Origin of the sequence: Mesorhizobium loti R88b (assembly GCF_013170845.1) — a bacterium.
Classification (GTDB): domain Bacteria; phylum Pseudomonadota; class Alphaproteobacteria; order Rhizobiales; family Rhizobiaceae; genus Mesorhizobium; species Mesorhizobium loti_B.
Map to the genome: position 1 here is coordinate 3,624,942 of NZ_CP033367.1, position 17,612 is coordinate 3,642,553.

The following is a 17,612-nucleotide window of genomic DNA, read 5'->3' on the forward strand; positions in this document are numbered from 1 at the left end:
TTGCCAGCTGGCTGGGCGGCCGCACTCGCAAACGCTGAAAGGCCGCGAGTGAGGAAAGTCCGGGCTCCATGGAGACACGGTGCCGGTTAATGGCCGGCGGGGGCGACCCCAGGGAAAGTGCCACAGAAAGCAAACCGCCACGACTTTGTCGGGGTAAGGGTGAAAGGGTGGGGTAAGAGCCCACCGCGCGACTGGCAACAGGAGCGGCACGGTAAACCCCACCGGGAGCAAAACCGAATAGGGGCGGTGCGAGGGGAAACCCTCGAGGGCTGTTTCCGGCTCACCGTCCGGGTAGGTTGCGTGAGGCGCATGGCAACATGTGCCCAAGATGAATGGCCGCCACGTTCTCGTCCCGCAAGGGGCGAGGGCCATACAGAACCCGGCTTACAGGCCAGCTGGCAGTTTTCCCGGAGAGAAATCCTTTGAGATCAGCAGGTTGCGCCCTCGGGCGCGCCTGTCGATTCAAGCGTCTCCGGCCATCCGAAGCCGATGAGGGTCGTGCTAGATTCGATCAGCCGCCGACCCGGTCCAACGAAGCCTCGATCGCCGCCCAAAGTTCTTCCACGGGTTCGCAGCCTATCGACAGGCGCACAAAGCCGGCAGGAACCGCATCGCCTCGTTTCAAGCGCCGCTCCGCCGAGGAGTGGACCCCGCCGAAGGATGTCGCGGCCTGCAGCAGCGCGCAGTTGTTGATGAAATCCTCGGCCTTCTGTTCCGAGGCGAGTTCGAAGGAGATCAGGAAGCCGAACCGCTCCATCTGGGCGCGGGCGAGGTTGTGCGACGGATCGTTTTCGAGGCCAGGGAAACGCAAGCCGCTGACCGCCTCGTGGCCTTGCAGCCGACGCGCGATCATTTCCGCCGAAGAGCACATGCGGTCGAAGCGCACGTCGAGCGTTTCCAGGCCGCGATGCACCAGCCAGGCTTCGAACGGCCCCGGAATGCCGCCGGCGGTCTCGCGCCAGCCTCTCACGGCCGAGATGATCACATCGTCGCGGCTGGCGACATGGCCGAACAGCACGTCGGAATGGCCGTTGGGTGCCTTGGTGTCGGCGGCGACGACAATGTCGGCGCCGTGGTCGAGCGGGCGTTGGCCGAAAGGCGTCATCGTCGTGTTGTCGACAACGACAATCGCGCCGGCCCGGTGAGCAGCCTCGGCGACGGCCGTGATGTCGCAGATGTCCAATCGCGGATTTGAAGGGGTTTCGACATAGGCGAGGCGATAGCCGTCGAAGCCGCCGTCGAGGAAAGTCGATGTCGGTCGCAAGTCGAAGTCGATGCCGAACGGTTTCAGAAAGCGTTCGGCCAGCGCCCGTGTGGCGTGATAGCCGTCTGAAGGCAAAAGGATGCGGTCGCCGGATTTCAGCAGCCCGAAAAACACAGCCGAGATTGCCGCCATTCCAGAGGGGAAACCGACACATTGCGCGTCTTCCAGATGCGCCAGCATGTGCTCGACCGCGTCCCAGGTCGTGTTGCTGTAGCGGCCATACTGGCTGTAGCTGGTATCATTTCCCGGGTTGTGGAAGATGGCGGCCATGCTCAGGGGCAGCGGAATGGGGTCGCCTTTGGCAAGGTTATCGCGGCGCAGATGGGCGAGGGACGCGGCGCGTGACCTGGCTGTTTCGGACATGGATGTCAAACCTTGTTGCTAAGCGGATGAGAGGGGTGACGCTATGCGCGGCAGCGCTGCGCGGCAAGCCGCCTCCGGTTGGGCCAAAGCACTCTAAACGCTTCGTTAGGCTTAATGATCGATAAAGACGAGACGTGCCGTAACGGCTGCTCGGATTGGTCGCGATGCGCGTGTTTGTGAAGCCTATTCCCGTTGACGCCCATAGCACCCCATGATATCCCATTCGAACACTCAAGCTTTCGTTCCGTGTCAGGGTAAAGCGTACGCCAATCGGGCAGCCGCGGCGGCTGCGCGTTTGCCGTTTCTTGCCCATGTGGACGGGATGGGTGCGGGGCAGGGAACGCGCTGCGGCGGCGCGTGCAGGACAATGAAGAGGGGTGCGGCGGCGCAAGCGGCTGTAGCGTTTAATGGACCGGTTTCTGTCGAACACGGTGAGCAGGATCGATGCGAAGGGGCGGGTTTCCGTTCCGGCGCATTTCCGCGCCGTCGTGCAGAAACGCGGCTATTCGGAACTCTATGCACTACGCTGCCTGGACCTGCCGGCGATGGATGTCGGCGGGCTGGATCTGCTCGACCGTTACGAGCAGCGCATCGCGCAAGAAGATCCCTTCCTGCAGACTGCGGACGACATGTCGTTCTTCTGCCATGGCGACGGCACGTTCCTGAAGCTCGACCAGGACGGCCGCATCACCATGACCGATTTCATTCGCGAGCATACCGGCATCTCGGCGGAGGTGGCCTTTGTCGGGCGCGGCAATTTCTTTCAGATCTGGGAGCTGGGACGGCTTGCTGCCTATGGGGCGCAGGCACGGGCCCGGCTTTTGCAGCTTCGGCAGGGGACGAAGCCTGGGGAGCGACCGGAATGACGGTGGGCCACGGCGATGACCTTCCTCACGCTGTAGGTGGGCACGCCGTTGGCGGATCGGTCCGCCACATTCCGGTCCTCCTTGGCGAAGTGCTTGAGGCACTGGCGCCGGCGGAGGGCGACATCATCATCGACGGCACGTTCGGCGCCGGCGGCTATACCAGAGCCATTCTGGCGACCGGGGCTTCCGTCGTCGCCATCGACCGCGACCCCGATGCCATCGCCGCCGGGCGCGATCTGGAAGTGCAGTCGGGCGGCCGGCTGAAGCTGGTTCAGGCACCGTTCTCGACGCTCGACGAGCATGTTGAGAGCGCCGACGGTGTCGTGCTCGACATTGGTGTGTCCTCCATGCAGCTCGACCAGGCCGAGCGCGGATTCTCGTTTCGCAATGACGGGCCGCTCGACATGCGCATGGCGCAGGCTGGCTTGAGCGCCGCCGACGTCGTCAACAGCTTCAAGCCGGGCGATCTTGCCCGCATCTTCGGCTTCCTCGGCGAAGAACGTCACGCCGGCCGTATCGCACGCATGATCGAGGCGCGCCGCGAAAAGAAGCCGTTCGAACGCACGCTGGAACTGGCCGACGCGATCGAGACGCATATCGGCCGTGCGCCGAAGGACAAGATCCATCCGGCGACCCGCGTCTTCCAGGCGCTGCGCATCTTCGTCAATGACGAGCTTGGCGAACTGGCCAAGGCGCTGTTTGCTGCCGAACGTGCGCTGAAGCCCGGTGGGCGGCTCGCCGTGGTGACGTTCCATTCGCTGGAAGACCGCATCGTCAAGCGCTTCATCGCCGACCGTGCCGACGTCGCCACCGGCTCGCGCCATCTGCCCGAGGCGCACGCGCGCACCGCGACCTTCCGCAAGGCTGGCGGCGGCGTGACGGCAGGCGATGCCGAGGTCGCCGCCAATCCGCGTGCCCGATCGGCCAGGCTGCGCGCCGCGATCCGCACCGAAGCGCAGGCGCGCGCTGGCGACTTTTCGATTTTCGGTCTTCCAAAGCTTCCCGGCATCAACCTGCCGGGGGAGAGGTAAGCACGTGTTCCGTACCAGCGACATTGTCCTGATCGCCGTCATGGTTTCGGCGGCAGCCCTGACCTACAAGACCAAGCGCGAGGCCGAGGACCAGTTGGCGGCAGTGCAGAAGATCCATACCCAGATACGCTATGAGGAGGAGACGATCGACCTGCTCAAGGCCGACTGGAGCCTGCTCACCCAGCCGTCGCGGCTGCAGAAGCTCGCCGAACTCTACAAGACGCAGCTCGCACTCGAGCCGGTCAGCGCCCGCCAGATCGTGGGCTTGAGCGACCTGCCGGCCAAGGCCCTGGACATTCAGGACATCCTGAAAGGACGCCAGGACAGCATGGCTGACAATTCCGACAAGGCGCCGTCTGGCGACAAGGATCCCGTCGTGACCGGAGACATCGCCCAATGATCGGCAAACTGCTGAAGCGCCGTGCCAGGACGGGTGGAGACGGATCGATCGTCGTCGAGGGTGCTCGCAAGGCGACCGGCGGCAAAGGCAAGGCGCGCATCGTGATGACGATGGCGGTGTTTTTCGGCATCTTCTCGATCATTTCGGGGCGGCTGGTCTATCTCGGCTTCCAGTCGCCAGACATGTCCGGCGGCCCGCAGAGCCGGATCACCGCCTCGCGGCCCGACATTGTCGACCGCAATGGCGAAGTGCTGGCGACCGACATCAAGACGGCATCGCTGTTTGCCGAGCCGCGCCGCATCGTCGACGCCGACGAGGCGATCGAGAAATTGTCGACCGTGCTCCCCGAGATCGACTACGAGCAGACCTATCACAAGCTGAAGAGCGGCGCCGGCTTCGTCTGGCTGCAGCGGCAGCTGACGCCCAAGCAGCAGGCCGATATCATGCAGCTCGGCATTCCCGGCTTCGGCTTTCGCACCGAGAAGCGCCGTTTCTATCCGAGCGGCGAAACCTCATCCTATGTTGTCGGCCTGACCAACATCGACAATCAGGGCATCTCCGGCATGGAGAAGTATATCGACGAGCAGGGCCTGAGCGATCTGCAGGCGTCGGGCCTGGCGGTGGCCAAGGACCTGCAGCCGGTGAGGCTTTCGATCGATCTGCGCATCCAGCATGTGGTGCGCGACGAGATCGCCGCCGGCCTGGAGCGCTATCGCGCCATCGGCGCCGGCGCCGTCGTGCTCAACGTCAAGACCGGCGAAGTGGTGGCCATGGCCTCGGTGCCGGATTTCGATCCGAACAATCCTTACAATGCCCAGGAAAAGGACCGGCTGAACCGGATGTCGGCGGGCCTCTATGAGATGGGCTCGACCTTCAAGAGCTTCACCTCGGCCATGGCGCTCGATTCCGGCAAAGCGACGATGAACAGCCGCTTCGACGCCTCGCATCCAATCCGTGTCGGCCATCAGGCCATCCACGATTTCCACGGCAAGAACCGCGTGCTGTCGCTGCCCGAGGTGTTCCTTTATTCGTCCAACATCGGGTCGGCCAGGGAGGCTGAACTGGTCGGCATCGCGGGCCACCGGGAATTCCTGCATCGCCTCGGTATTCTGGAGCGGATGCAGACCGAATTGCCTGAGGTCGCACGCCCGACCGAGCCGAAGGTCTGGAAACAGGTCAATTCGTTCACAATCGCCTTCGGTCATGGCGTGTCGACGACGCCGCTGCAGGCGGCTGTCGGCTGCGCGGCGCTTATGAATGGCGGCTTCCTGATGAACCCGACCTTCCTGGTGCGGACGCAGGAGCAAGCGATGGCCGCCGCCAAGAAAGTGGTGAGCGACAAGACCGTCGAGGGCATGCGCTACCTCTATTCGCTCAACGCCGAGAAGGGCTCGGCCAGGAACGCCAGGGTCCCCGGCTACCGTGTTGGCGGCAAGACCGGAACGGCCGAGAAGGTCATCAATGGCCGCTACTCGAAGGAACTGAATTTCAACACCTTCGTCGCCGCCTTCCCGATGGACGATCCGCAATACCTGGTGTTCACGATCGCCGATGCTCCGCACCCGGAAAAGCCTGGGATGACCGACGTCGCGGCGTCGAATGCGGGGGTTATGGCGGGAAACATCATCAGGCGGTCGGCGGCCATGCTTGGCGTGAAGCCAGATTTCAGCCATGAAAATGGTGCAACGCTGGTTTCCTATCAGTGATTCTTGGGGCGCGCCGGCAACTGCGCGCTATTTTGTTGCGGTGAACGGGACTCGATGAAGCTCAGAGATTTAGCCGGTATCTTGCCAGTCGAAGGAACAGCTTCCGCCGATCTGGAGGTTACCGGGATTTCGTCCGATTCCCGGCAGGTAAAACCCGGCGTGGTCTTCTTTGCGCTTGCCGGCACCAAGGCGGACGGCTCGGCTTACGCTGCCGATGCGGCCAAGCGAGGCGCTGCCGCGATCGTGACAAACAAGGGCAGCTCTGTCGCCGGGTTGCAGGTTCCGGTGTTGGCGGTCGACGATCCGCGCCTGGCGCTGGCGCTGAGTGCTTCCAGCTTTTTTGGCAAGCAGCCTGCGATCATGGTCGCGGTGACCGGCACCAGCGGCAAGACCTCGGTCGCCGCCTTCACCAGGCAGATCTGGGAGCAGGCGGGCTATGCCGCCGCTTCGATCGGCACCACCGGCGTGGTCGCGCCCGGCCGCAACGAATACGGCTCGTTGACGACGCCCGATCCGGTCGCCTTGCACCAGCTGCTTCGGGAATTGGCGGATGCCGGCGTCACGCATGCCTCGATGGAGGCTTCCAGTCACGGGCTCGACCAGCGCCGCCTCGATGGCGTGAAGCTTGCCGCCGGCGGCTTCACCAATCTTGGCCGCGACCATATGGATTACCATCCCACGGTCGAGGATTATCACCGCGCCAAACTGCGCCTGTTCGACACGCTGCTGCCGAAAGGCGCGCCGGCGGTGATCTTCGCCGACGATCCATGGTCGGAACCGACAATCAAAGCGGCTCGGGCCGCCGGGCTCAAGGTGCTGACGGTTGGCCGCCACGGCGATTTCCTCAGGCTGAAGCGGGTCGAGCATGAGCGCCATCGCCAGCGCGCCGAGGTCGACGCCGATGGCGTGCTTTACGAAATCGACCTGCCGCTGGCCGGCGATTTCCAGATTTCGAACGCGCTGGTTTCGGCGGGCCTTGCTATTTCCACGGGAACACCTGTCGCCAAGGCCTTGGCCGCATTGGAGAAATTGAAGGGCGCGCCGGGCCGGCTGGATCTCGTCGGCACCACCGCCAGCGGCGCGCCGGTCTATGTCGACTATGCCCACAAGCCCGATGCGCTGGAGAACGTGCTGGCCTCGGTGAGGCCGTTCACGACGGGCCGCGTCATGGTGGTGTTCGGCTGCGGTGGCGACCGCGACCGGGGCAAACGGCCGATCATGGGCGAGATCGCCAGCCGGCTTGCCGATGTCGTCATCGTCACCGACGACAATCCGCGCTCGGAAGTGCCCGAAACCATCCGCGCCGCCATTCTTGCCGCCGCTCCCGGCGCCATCGAGATCGGCGACCGGCGCAAGGCGATCCACGAGGCGGTCGCCATGCTTCATGCCGGTGACACGCTGATCGTCGCCGGCAAGGGCCACGAGGAAGGCCAGACGATCGGCTCGCAAACCCTGCACTTTTCCGACCACGAGGAAGTCCGCGACGCGCTGCGGGAGCGTGCCGCATGAGTCTGCTGTGGACATCCGAGGCGCTGGTTGCCGCCATGGATGGGCGGCCGCTCGGCCCAATGCCGGAAGGTATTTCGGGCATTTCGATCGACAGCCGCAGCCTGCAGCCGGGTGACGCCTTCTTCGCCATCAAGGGTGAGGCGATGGACGGTCATGACTTCGCCACCGCTGCCATCAAGGCCGGGGCCGGCGTGTTGGTGGTGGCTGAAGGCAAGCTGCCGTCGCTTGGCCGGCTGACGGCGCCGATCATTGTCGTCGAGGACGTGCTGGCCGCACTGGAAAAGCTCGGCGTCGCCGCGCGGACCCGTTCGCAAGCAAAAATCGTCGCTGTCACCGGGTCGGCCGGCAAGACCACCACCAAAGAAGCGCTGCGCCATGTGCTGTCGGCCGTCGGCAAGGTGCATGCCTCGGCGCAGTCCTTCAACAACCATTGGGGCGTGCCGCTGACCCTGGCGCGCATGCCGGACGATTGCGACTATGCCGTGTTCGAGATCGGCATGAACCATCCCGACGAGATCCGGCCTTTGGTGAAGATGGTGCGGCCGCATGTCGCCATCGTCACCATGATCGCGGCCGCGCATCTGGGCTTCTTCCGCAACCTGGACGAGATCGCCAAGGCCAAGGCCGAGATTTTCGAAGGGTTGGAACCCGACGGTGCTGCCGTCCTCAACCGCGATGACGCGCGTTTCAAGCTTCTCGACAAGATGGCGCATGCCGCCGGTGTCGAGCATGTCTATGGCTTCGGCGAGAACGCGCGCTCGACCTTCAAGCTCACCAAATGCGAATTGCATGCCGACCATTCCGACATCGCCGCCAGGGTCAACGGCCATGATATGATCGCTCGTATCGGTGCGCCCGGCCGGCATATGGTGCAGAACGTGCTGGCGGTGCTGGGTGCGGCGCAACTGGTCGGCGCTGATCTCGGCAAGGTGGCACTCGCGCTGGCCGATCTCTCGGCCGAGCGCGGACGCGGCAAGCGCCATGTGCTGCGGCATTCCGGTGGCTCGATCACGCTGATCGACGAGAGCTACAACGCCAATCCGGCCTCGATGGGGGCGGCCATGGCGCTGCTCAACGCGACGCCGGTGACGGGCGAGGGCCGCCGCATCGCCGTGCTCGGCGACATGCTCGAACTCGGAGACCATTCGGCCAAGCTGCATGCCGCCCTTGCCGATCTCATCATTGGCACCGGTACGCAGACCGTCTTTCTCGGCGGTCCGGAAATGCGGGCGCTGGCGGAAGCACTGCCGGACGACATCAAAACGGAATACCGCGCCGGCGTCGAGGAACTGAAGCCGGTGCTGCTCGCCGCGCTGAAGCCGGGCGACGTGGTGATGATCAAATCGTCGAAGGGCATCGGCTTTGCAAAACTGGTCGATGCGCTGCTGGGCAAGTTCCCGGCTCAATCAACAGCCAACAGTCGGTCGTAGGGTCGGGGGACGAAAGCGCATGTTTACACTGCTGGTCGATTTCGCGGACAAGATCTCGGTCTTCAATGTCTTCCGCTACATCACGTTCCGCACCGGCGGGGCGTTGATCACCTCGGCGCTGATTGTCTTCATCTTCGGGCCGACGATCATCAATTCGCTGAGGCTCAGGCAAGGCAAGGGTCAGCCGATCCGCGCCGATGGTCCGCAGACGCATTTCAAGAAGGCGGGCACGCCGACCATGGGCGGGCTGATGATCCTGTCTGGCATCATCGGTTCATCGCTTTTGTGGGCGAACCTGTCGAGCATCTATGTCTGGGTGGTGCTGCTGGTGACGCTGGGTTTCGGCTCGATCGGCTTCTACGACGACTATCTCAAGGTGACCAAGCAGTCGCATCTGGGCTTTTCCGGCAAGGCACGGCTGGCGCTTGAATTCGTCATCGCCGGCATTGCCGCCTGGGCGATCATGCACAATGGCCAGGCGCCGTTCTCGTCGTCGCTGACATTCCCCTTCGCCAAGGAATTCATCATCAATCTCGGCTGGTTCTTCATTCCGTTCTCCTGCTTCGTCATTGTCGGCGCCGGTAATGCGGTGAACCTGACGGACGGCCTCGACGGGCTGGCGATCGTGCCGATCATGATCGCGGCGGCATCCTTCGGCGTCATCGCCTACCTCTCCGGCAACGCGGTGTTCGCCGAATATCTGCAGATCCATTTCGTGCCCGGCACCGGCGAACTGGCTGTCGTGCTCGGCTCGGTCATCGGCGCCGGCCTCGGTTTCCTCTGGTTCAACGCGCCGCCGGCGGCGATCTTCATGGGCGACACCGGTTCGCTGGCCATGGGCGGCCTGATCGGCACCGTGGCGGTCGCCACCAAGCACGAGATCGTGCTGGTCATTGTCGGTGGCCTGTTCGTGGTCGAAATCCTCTCCGTCATCATCCAGGTCGGCTACTTCAAGATGACCGGCAAGCGCGTGTTCCTGATGGCGCCGATCCACCATCATTTCGAAAAACTCGGCTGGACCGAAAGCCAGGTGGTGATCCGTTTCTGGATCATCGCCGTCATCCTGGCGCTGGTCGGCCTTTCCACCCTGAAGCTCCGATAGGAAACCTCCTTGATCCCCGCCGCATCCTTCGCAGGCAAGCACGTTTCGCTCTTCGGGCTCGGTGGCTCGGGGATCGCGACCGCGCGGGCATTGATCGAGGGTGGGGCTGAGGTGCTGGCCTGGGATGACAATCCCGACAGCGTCGCCAAGGCGGCCGCCACCGGCATCGCAACCGCCGATCTGCGCGGCGCGGACTGGGCAAAATTCTCGGCCTTCGTGCTGTCGCCCGGCGTGCCGCTGACGCATCCCAAGCCGCACTGGACGGTGGAACTGGCGCGTGGCGCCGGCGTCGAGGTGATCGGCGACATCGAACTGTTCTGCCGCGAACGGACTCTCAGCGCGCCGACTGCTCCCTTCATCGGGATAACCGGCACCAATGGCAAGTCGACGACCACGGCGCTGACGGCGCATATCCTGAAGGCCTCCGGCCGCGACACCCAGATGGGTGGCAATATCGGCCGCGCGGTGATGACGCTCGATCCGCCTACGCCCGATCGCCACTATGTCGTCGAGTGCTCGTCCTACCAGATCGACCTCGCGCCCTCGATCAACCCGACGGCCGGCATCCTGCTCAATCTGACGCCCGACCATCTCGACCGCCACGGCACCATGCAGCATTACGCTTCGATCAAGGAGCGGCTGGTGGCGGGCAGCGAGACGGCGATCATCGGCATCGACGATTCCTGGTGCGCGCAGATCGCCGAGCGGCTGGAGCGGGCAGGGCGGCAGGTCATCCGCATTTCCAAACGGCTGCCGCTGACCGACGGCTATTTCGCCGATGGCACCAATCTGATGGAAGCCGTGCATGGCCGCTACAGCCGGGTCGCCTTCCTTGAAGGTATCGGCTCGCTGCGCGGCCAGCACAATGCGCAGAACGCGCTTGCCGCGGTCACGGCCTGCCTGAGGGTCGGGCTCGACCTCGGCGAGATCCAGTCGGGGCTGGAAAGCTTCCCCGGCCTCGCGCATCGCATGGAGCAGGTCGGCCGCAAGGACCATGTGCTGTTCGTCAACGATTCCAAGGCGACCAATGCCGATGCGGCGGCACCTGCGCTGTCGAGCTTCAACCGCATCTACTGGATCGCCGGCGGCCTGCCCAAGGAAGGTGGCATCGAGCCGCTACGCGGGTTCTTCCCGCGCATCGCCAAGGCTTATCTGATCGGCGAGGCGGCGCCCGCTTTTTCGGCGACGCTGGGCGAGGCGGTGCCTTACGAGATCTCGGGCACGCTGGCCGCGGCGGTCGAACACGCCGCGCATGACGCGGCCAAAGACGACAGCGGCGAGGTGGTGGTGCTGTTGTCGCCGGCCTGCGCCAGTTTCGACCAGTTCAAGAATTTCGAAGTTCGCGGCGAAGCCTTCAGGCAAGCTGCGAATGCTATCGAGGGTGTGAAACCCATCGGAGGGGCACAATAATGCAGAGCCGTCTCGACAAAAGTCCGGTTGCAACCTGGTGGTGGACGATCGATCGCTGGTTCCTGGCGGCGTTCCTGTCGCTGATGGGGCTCGGCATCATCTTGTCCTTCGCCGCCAGCCCGGCGGTGGCCGAACGCATCGGCCTCGACAGTTTCCACTTCGCCACCCGGCAGATCATCTTCACCGTGCCGGCGCTCGGCGTCATGCTGGCCGTGTCCTTCCTCGATTCCAGGCAGATCCGGCGCATGTCGCTGATCATGCTGTGCCTGATGCTGGTGCTGATGGTGGCGGTGCTCTACATCGGTGTCGAGGTGAAGGGTGCGCGGCGCTGGGTATCGCTTGCCGGCCTGTCGATCCAGCCGTCGGAATTCCTGAAGCCGGCCTTCGTCATCATGTGCGCCTGGCTGTTTGCCGAGCACAAACGTCAGCCCGATATTCCGGGCAATCTGTTCGCCATGCTGCTCCTGGTGCTGGTCGTGTCGCTGCTGGTGGCGCAGCCGGACCTCGGCCAGACCATGCTGACGACCGGCACCTGGGGCATCATGTTCTTCATGGCGGGGCTGCCCTGGCTGTGGATCATCGTGCTCGGCGCCGCCGGCGTCGGCGGTGTCTTTGCCGCCTATACGGTGTTCCCGCACGTTGCCCTGCGCATCGACAAGTTCCTCACCGGCGAAGGCGATACGTTCCAGGTCGACATGGGGCGCGACGCGCTGATCAATGGCGGCTGGTTCGGCGTCGGACCGGGCGAGGGCACGGTCAAGCGGGTCATCCCCGACAGCCATGCCGATTTCGTGTTCTCGGTCGCGGGCGAGGAGTTCGGGCTGATCATGTGCTTCTTCATCATGTCGATCTTCGCCTTCATCGTGCTGCGCGGCCTCAACACGGCGCTCAAGGAACATGACGATTTCACTCGCTATGCGGTCGGCGGCCTCGTCACCGTGTTCGGCCTGCAGGCCGTCATCAACATGTGCGTCAACCTGCAGCTGGTGCCGGCCAAGGGCATGACGCTGCCTTTCATCTCCTACGGCGGCTCCTCGCAGATCGCCATTGCCATCTCGATGGGCATGGTGCTGGCGCTGACGCGCAAGCGGCCGGAAAAGCGCAAGCAGATGGGCTTTACGCTGCCGCAGCGCGCCATGCCGGCGGAGTGACATGGCGAGGGGTGTCATCCTTCTCGCGGCAGGCGGAACCGGCGGACATCTGTTTCCAGCCGAGGCGCTGGCGCATGAGCTGATCGAGCGCGGCTGGGCGGTGCATCTGGCCACCGACGACCGCGCCGAGCGGTTTGCCGGCCATTTCCCTGCCGCGGCTATCCATCCGATCCAGTCGGCGACGATGGGCTCGAAAAATCCAATTGCCGTGCTTGGCGCCTTCTGGAAGATCTGGCGCGGCGTGCGCCAGGCCTCCGCCATTATCGGCAGAATCAAGCCGGATGCGGTGGTCGGCTTCGGCGGCTATCCGACCTTGCCGCCGCTCTACGCGGCGACGCGGCGCAAGGTCCCGACGCTGATCCATGAGCAGAACGCGGTGATGGGGCGCGCCAACCGGGCGCTGGCCGGCCGTGTCGATGCCATTGCCGGCGGCTTCCTGCCGCAGGATACGAGTGCCACCGGTGACAAGACGGTAACGACAGGCAATCCGGTCAGGCCGGCTGTGCTGGAAGCGGCCAAGGCGCCCTATGCGGCATCGAGCGGAGAAGATCCGTTCCGCCTGCTGGTGTTCGGCGGCAGCCAGGGTGCTCAGTTCTTTTCCGATGCCGTGCCGGGGGCCATCGCGCTGCTTTCCGATGCCCAGCGCAAACGGCTGTTCATTACCCAACAAGCGCGCGCGGATGACGTGGCACGGGTCAAGGCCGCCTATGCCGCCCTTGGCGTTGCCGTCGAGGTCTCGCCCTTCTTCACCGACATGGCGGCGCGCATAGCGGCGGCGCAGCTGGTGATCTCGCGCTCCGGCGCCTCGACCGTCTCGGAGATCGCTGTCATCGGCCGGCCGGCGTTGCTGGTGCCCTATCCCTATGCGCTCGACCACGACCAGGCGGCGAACGCGGCGGCCCTTGCGGCGGCCGGCGGCGGCGAAGTGCATCCGCAATCGACGCTGTCGCCCGAACGGATCGCAGCCCTTATTGGCGGGCTGATGGACAATCCCGAGCGGCTGACGGCGATGGCGGCGGGTGCGAAGTCGGCCGGCAGGCCGGACGCGGCACGGTTGCTCGCCGACCTCACAGAGGCTATTGCGTCCAGAAAAACCGTTACGGATTTCAGGAAGGGGACGCACCCATGAAGATGCCGCAAACCATCGGCCTTGTGCATTTCATCGGCATTGGCGGCATCGGCATGAGCGGCATTGCCGAGGTGCTGCACAATCTCGGCTACAAGGTGCAAGGGTCCGACCAGGCCGACAGCGCCAATGTGCAGCGGCTGCGCGACAAGGGCATCGAATGCTTCGTCGGCCACAAGGCTGAAAACCTTGGTGGTGCCGAGGTTGTGGTCGTCTCGACGGCGATCAAGAAAACCAATCCGGAGCTGAAAGCCGCGCGCGAAAAGCTGCTGCCGATCGTGCGGCGCGCCGAGATGCTGGCCGAACTGATGCGTTTCCGCCAGGCTGTGGCAATCGGCGGCACACATGGCAAGACCACGACGACCTCGATGGTGGCGACGCTGCTCGATGCCGGCGGGCTCGATCCAACCGTCATCAATGGCGGCATCATCAATGCCTATGGCACCAATGCCCGCATGGGCGACGGCGAATGGATGGTGGTCGAAGCCGACGAGAGCGACGGCACGTTCCTGAAGCTGCCGGCCGAGATCGCCGTGGTCACCAACATCGATCCCGAGCATCTCGACCACTATGGCAGCTTCGACAAGGTGCGCGAGGCGTTCCGCCAGTTCGTCGAGAACGTGCCGTTCTACGGTTTTGGCGTGATGTGCACCGACCATCCGGAGGTGCAGGCGCTGGTCAGCCGCATCGAGGACCGCCGTGTCATCACCTATGGCGAGAATGCGCAGGCCGATGTGCGCTTCACCAATCACCGCATGGCGGGTGCGACATCCGAATTCGACGTGGTGATCCGCGACCGTAAAACCGGCATCCAGAAAACGATATCGGACCTGCGTCTGCCGATGCCTGGCCGCCACAATGTCTCCAACGCTACCGCCGCGATCGCCGTCGCGCATGAGCTCGGCCTGTCCGCCGAAGCGATCAAGAAGGGTCTGTCGTCCTTCGCCGGCGTCAAGCGCCGCTTCACCCACACAGGTTCGTGGAACGGCGTCGATGTGTTCGACGATTACGGCCACCATCCGGTGGAAATCTCGGCGGTGCTGAAGGCGGCGCGTAGTGCCACCAAAGGCCGCGTGATCGCCATTGCCCAGCCGCACCGCTTCACCCGGCTGCATGATCTGTTCAACGAATTCTCCGCCTGCTTCAACGACGCCGACACGGTGATGGTGGCGCCGGTCTACGCTGCCGGCGAAGACCCGATCGACGGTGTCACGTCGGACGAACTGGTGTCGCGCATCCGCGCCGGCGGCCATCGCGATGCGCGCTACATTGAAGGGCCGGCGGCAATCGCACCGATCATTCGCGACTTGGCCAAGCCCGGCGATTTCGTCGTCTTCCTCGGCGCCGGCAACATCACCCAGTGGGCCTATGCTCTGCCCAAGGAGCTTGCCGCCTCATGATGCACGGCCAGGCCCTGATCGACAAACTCGGCGACCGGCTTACCGGCCTGCGCGGCCGTCTCACGCCGAATCCCGAGATGGACAAGATCACCTGGTTCCGCGCCGGTGGTCTGGCTGAAGCGCTGTTCCAGCCGGCGGACGAAGAGGACCTTGCCGCCTTCCTGCGTGCGGTGCCCGAAGAGATCCCCCTGACGATCGTCGGCGTCGGTTCGAACCTTCTGGTCCGCGACGGCGGTATTCCGGGTTTTGTCGTCAGGCTTTCGGCCAAGGGGTTTGGCGAGGCCGAAGTGGTTTCGCCGATCAGGATCAAGGCGGGTGCTGCGACGCCCGACAAGCGTGTCGCGGCTTTGGCGCTGGAGGCCGGCATTGGCGGCTTCCATTTCTACCACGGCATTCCTGGCGCTATCGGTGGTGCGCTGAGGATGAACGCCGGCGCCAATGGCGTCGAGACGCGCGAGCGCGTCGTCGAGGTGAGGGCGCTCGACCGCAAGGGCAATGTCCATACGTTAAGCAATGCCGAGATGGGCTATGCCTATCGTCATTCGGCGGCACCGGCTGGGCTGATCTTCACCTCGGCTGTGTTCGAAGGCTTTGCCGAGGACAAGGCCACGATCAAGGCGGCGATGGATGCGGTGCAGAACCACCGCGAGACCGTGCAGCCGATCCGCGAGAAGACCGGCGGCTCGACCTTCAAGAATCCCGAAGGCACGTCGGCCTGGAAGGAGATCGACAAGGCGGGCTGCCGCGGTCTGATGATCGGCGGCGCGCAGATGTCGCCAATGCACTGCAACTTCATGATCAACACCGGAACGGCGACCGGCTACGACCTCGAATATCTCGGCGAGACGGTGCGCGCCCGCGTGCTCGAACATTCCGGTATCCGGCTGCACTGGGAGATCAAGCGCATCGGCAATTTCCGGCCCGGCCATGCCGTGCAGGAGTTTCTTGGACAGTTGCTTTAGATTTTCCCGATAGGGAATCTGTAAACCCGACACCGAAGCGAATGAAATGGTCGCGCATGCTGGGACAATCAACCGGGATGATCCGCACATGTTTGTGCCGATTTCACGAGCCCGTCGGCATCAAACGTGGTGCAATACCTGAAGAGGCGAAGTTCGCGTAAGGCGTTGAGCGAGTTCGGGATGTTGCGGAGCGTCCGGCAATCTGTCGGCAACGGGCCATTGGGCTGCAACGAGCGGAAATGTTACCGGCTAAATTTGGTGCGAGTACATCAATAACCAGCCCGATGGCAACTTCAACCTGAGTTGGCATGCTCTCTATCAATCGGCGGACTCCGCCGGCTTTAAGCCCTAGCCGAAAGCCACCGCCTTAGGCGGTTGGCAATTAACATTAGCATTTCTATTGGCCGGTCACTGCCATCTTTCCTGCCCCCACGCGTTAGGATAGAGTAGAAAGTTTAGAAAGACTGGTGGGGAGAGCGGCAATGAAGGAATTCGACCTATTCCTGAGTCATAATGGCGTAGATAAAACTTGGGTTGAGCATTTGGCAACAGTCGTCGAGGCCGATCGTAATGGGTCGCTGCTCAAGGTATTTTTCGACAAATGGGACATCCCTCCAGGCGGCGATATCCCGCTAGAACTCGAGCAGGGCTTGCAAAACAGCAGATACATCGGACTCGTCCTGTCGCCGGAAGCGTTGTTGTCAGACTGGGTGTCGCTCGAGCGGTCAACGGCGATCTACTCGGATCCGAGAGCAAAACAGCGCAGTTTGATACCCCTTCTGCGTAGAGACTGCGAAATCCCAAGTATGCTCGCGCGCTTGAACATGATCGACTTTCGACATAACGTCGACTTCGATGCCGGTGTAGCGAAGCTTGTAGCTCACCTACGCGGTCTCCCTTCGATAAGAGGCAACACCAGCAGCCCGGGTGAATTGCACCTCCGCGAGGATGTCGCCTTGTTTCGAAGACAGCGGGTTATTTTTGAAAGACCCGCCTTCGAAACTCCGTGCATATGGGAGCTTTTTCTGCGCGAGCTTAAGGAAGCAGCCGACATGACGCTCGCTGCTCTTAACACTGGGAGTCTTTACTCGAGAGATAAAACTCTTTTGGCCTCGTTCCCTGGTCGCAATGAATATATCACCCCCCAATTCCGGGAGGTTTTTGCCGCTATCGCGAATCTCGTTGTAAAAATGAAGAGGGACGTGGTCGAATTCGAAGCTTTGTTCATGTCTGTAGTGTCCGGCTATCGCCATCACTTGAATTTTTACGCGATGCTAGTGAGTTCTGCAGGCTCGACAAGCAGCGATAATGTCCAGTCCATGGTAGACTTCATGGATAGGATCGATAGCGGTAGAAATCAGATTTTGTCACTGCTGAACACGCTTCTCGATCCGTCGGGTGGTGAGCGGTTCAGTCCTATCGAACTTAGCAGTGAGATTATTCGGAAGGGTCAATTTGGTGGGGCGGACCGGATCAAAGAAGCATTGCACTGGTCCTGATTGTCGGCAGATCGTCGCCAGCCTGCGGCGCTCGGGCCGATGCAGACAAGTTCGAGTCGTATCGAGGCTGGTAGCGACAAGATCGCGATGAGCTAGGGCAGCGCGAAAACAGTCGGAGTTGTGGCCGTTATTCAGCGTATGGCAGAAAGTGTCTGGCTTCTTACTTTGGGGCGTCGGTTTCCAAAAATGGGTTCGCCGATGATGCTCGCTGGAAGATGCTCGGGCGCTAGCCGAAGTTCACGTAACGGATGAACTTCAACGCGCTCGCAAAACGCGCGAAACCGTTGCTCCAAAGACTCAGCCGAGCGGTTTTCGCAGGCATTTTCTCACAAAGTGAATCTCTCGGAATCATAAGCACTTGCCAGTGAATCAACTCTCTGATTCTCTGCTCCA

At 63.0% G+C, this 17,612-nt stretch carries 14 protein-coding genes and 1 other RNA gene; 14 read left to right on the plus strand and 1 reads right to left on the minus strand.

Annotated features, from left to right (window positions below; translation table 11 throughout):
* The first annotated feature begins 3 nt into the window (after positions 1 to 3).
* Positions 4 to 403, plus strand: an RNA gene (rnpB, locus tag EB235_RS17725) — RNase P RNA component class A.
* A gap of 108 nt (positions 404 to 511) precedes the next feature.
* Here the strand turns inward: rnpB and EB235_RS17730 are convergent.
* Positions 512 to 1,627: a cystathionine gamma-lyase gene (locus EB235_RS17730; protein ID WP_027029724.1), complete on the minus strand. Its 1,116-nt coding sequence runs from the start codon at positions 1,625 to 1,627 to the stop codon at positions 512 to 514.
* Positions 1,628 to 2,034: 407 nt separating this feature from the next.
* Between EB235_RS17730 and mraZ the strand changes: the two genes are divergently transcribed.
* From mraZ to EB235_RS17795, 13 genes are all read left to right on the plus strand, one after another.
* Positions 2,035 to 2,493, plus strand: a complete 459-nt coding sequence (gene mraZ / locus EB235_RS17735; RefSeq protein WP_027029723.1) for a division/cell wall cluster transcriptional repressor MraZ — start codon at positions 2,035 to 2,037, stop codon at positions 2,491 to 2,493.
* On the plus strand, positions 2,490 to 3,524 hold the full coding sequence (gene rsmH / locus EB235_RS17740) for a 16S rRNA (cytosine(1402)-N(4))-methyltransferase RsmH (RefSeq protein ID WP_027029722.1): 1,035 nt from the start codon (positions 2,490 to 2,492) through the stop codon (positions 3,522 to 3,524). The genes mraZ and rsmH overlap by 4 nt, the downstream gene beginning before the upstream one ends.
* 4 nt (positions 3,525 to 3,528) lie before the next feature.
* Complete coding sequence (gene ftsL / locus EB235_RS17745) at positions 3,529 to 3,924, plus strand: cell division protein FtsL (protein WP_027029721.1); 396 nt, start codon at positions 3,529 to 3,531, stop codon at positions 3,922 to 3,924.
* Positions 3,921 to 5,630, plus strand: a complete 1,710-nt coding sequence (locus EB235_RS17750; protein ID WP_027029720.1) for a peptidoglycan D,D-transpeptidase FtsI family protein — start codon at positions 3,921 to 3,923, stop codon at positions 5,628 to 5,630. Before ftsL ends, EB235_RS17750 begins: the two co-directional genes overlap by 4 nt.
* A gap of 54 nt (positions 5,631 to 5,684) precedes the next feature.
* A complete protein-coding gene (locus EB235_RS17755; RefSeq protein ID WP_027029719.1) occupies positions 5,685 to 7,139 on the plus strand; it encodes a UDP-N-acetylmuramoyl-L-alanyl-D-glutamate--2,6-diaminopimelate ligase in 1,455 nt (484 codons plus the stop codon).
* Complete coding sequence (locus EB235_RS17760; RefSeq protein ID WP_027029718.1) at positions 7,136 to 8,569, plus strand: UDP-N-acetylmuramoylalanyl-D-glutamyl-2,6-diaminopimelate--D-alanyl-D-alanine ligase; 1,434 nt, start codon at positions 7,136 to 7,138, stop codon at positions 8,567 to 8,569. Before EB235_RS17755 ends, EB235_RS17760 begins: the two co-directional genes overlap by 4 nt.
* 19 nt (positions 8,570 to 8,588) lie before the next feature.
* A complete protein-coding gene (mraY, locus tag EB235_RS17765) occupies positions 8,589 to 9,671 on the plus strand; it encodes a phospho-N-acetylmuramoyl-pentapeptide-transferase (protein WP_027029717.1) in 1,083 nt (360 codons plus the stop codon).
* Positions 9,672 to 9,680: 9 nt separating this feature from the next.
* Positions 9,681 to 11,081 (plus strand): UDP-N-acetylmuramoyl-L-alanine--D-glutamate ligase, encoded by a 1,401-nt coding sequence (gene murD / locus EB235_RS17770; RefSeq protein ID WP_027029716.1) that lies wholly within the window; start codon positions 9,681 to 9,683, stop codon positions 11,079 to 11,081.
* Positions 11,081 to 12,232 carry a putative lipid II flippase FtsW gene (gene ftsW, locus EB235_RS17775; protein WP_027029715.1) on the plus strand — a complete coding sequence of 384 codons (1,152 nt, stop codon included), beginning with the start codon at positions 11,081 to 11,083 and terminating at the stop codon, positions 12,230 to 12,232. Before murD ends, ftsW begins: the two co-directional genes overlap by 1 nt.
* A 1-nt stretch (position 12,233) precedes the next feature.
* A complete protein-coding gene (gene murG / locus EB235_RS17780; RefSeq protein WP_027029714.1) occupies positions 12,234 to 13,361 on the plus strand; it encodes an undecaprenyldiphospho-muramoylpentapeptide beta-N-acetylglucosaminyltransferase in 1,128 nt (375 codons plus the stop codon).
* Positions 13,358 to 14,758 carry a UDP-N-acetylmuramate--L-alanine ligase gene (murC, locus tag EB235_RS17785; RefSeq protein ID WP_027029713.1) on the plus strand — a complete coding sequence of 467 codons (1,401 nt, stop codon included), beginning with the start codon at positions 13,358 to 13,360 and terminating at the stop codon, positions 14,756 to 14,758. Before murG ends, murC begins: the two co-directional genes overlap by 4 nt.
* Positions 14,755 to 15,720 (plus strand): UDP-N-acetylmuramate dehydrogenase, encoded by a 966-nt coding sequence (murB, locus tag EB235_RS17790; RefSeq protein WP_027029712.1) that lies wholly within the window; start codon positions 14,755 to 14,757, stop codon positions 15,718 to 15,720. The genes murC and murB overlap by 4 nt, the downstream gene beginning before the upstream one ends.
* A 482-nt stretch (positions 15,721 to 16,202) precedes the next feature.
* The gene (locus EB235_RS17795; protein WP_027029711.1) at positions 16,203 to 17,219 is read left to right on the plus strand and encodes a toll/interleukin-1 receptor domain-containing protein; all 1,017 of its coding nucleotides are present in this window, start codon (positions 16,203 to 16,205) and stop codon (positions 17,217 to 17,219) included.
* Positions 17,220 to 17,612: the final 393 nt, after the last annotated feature.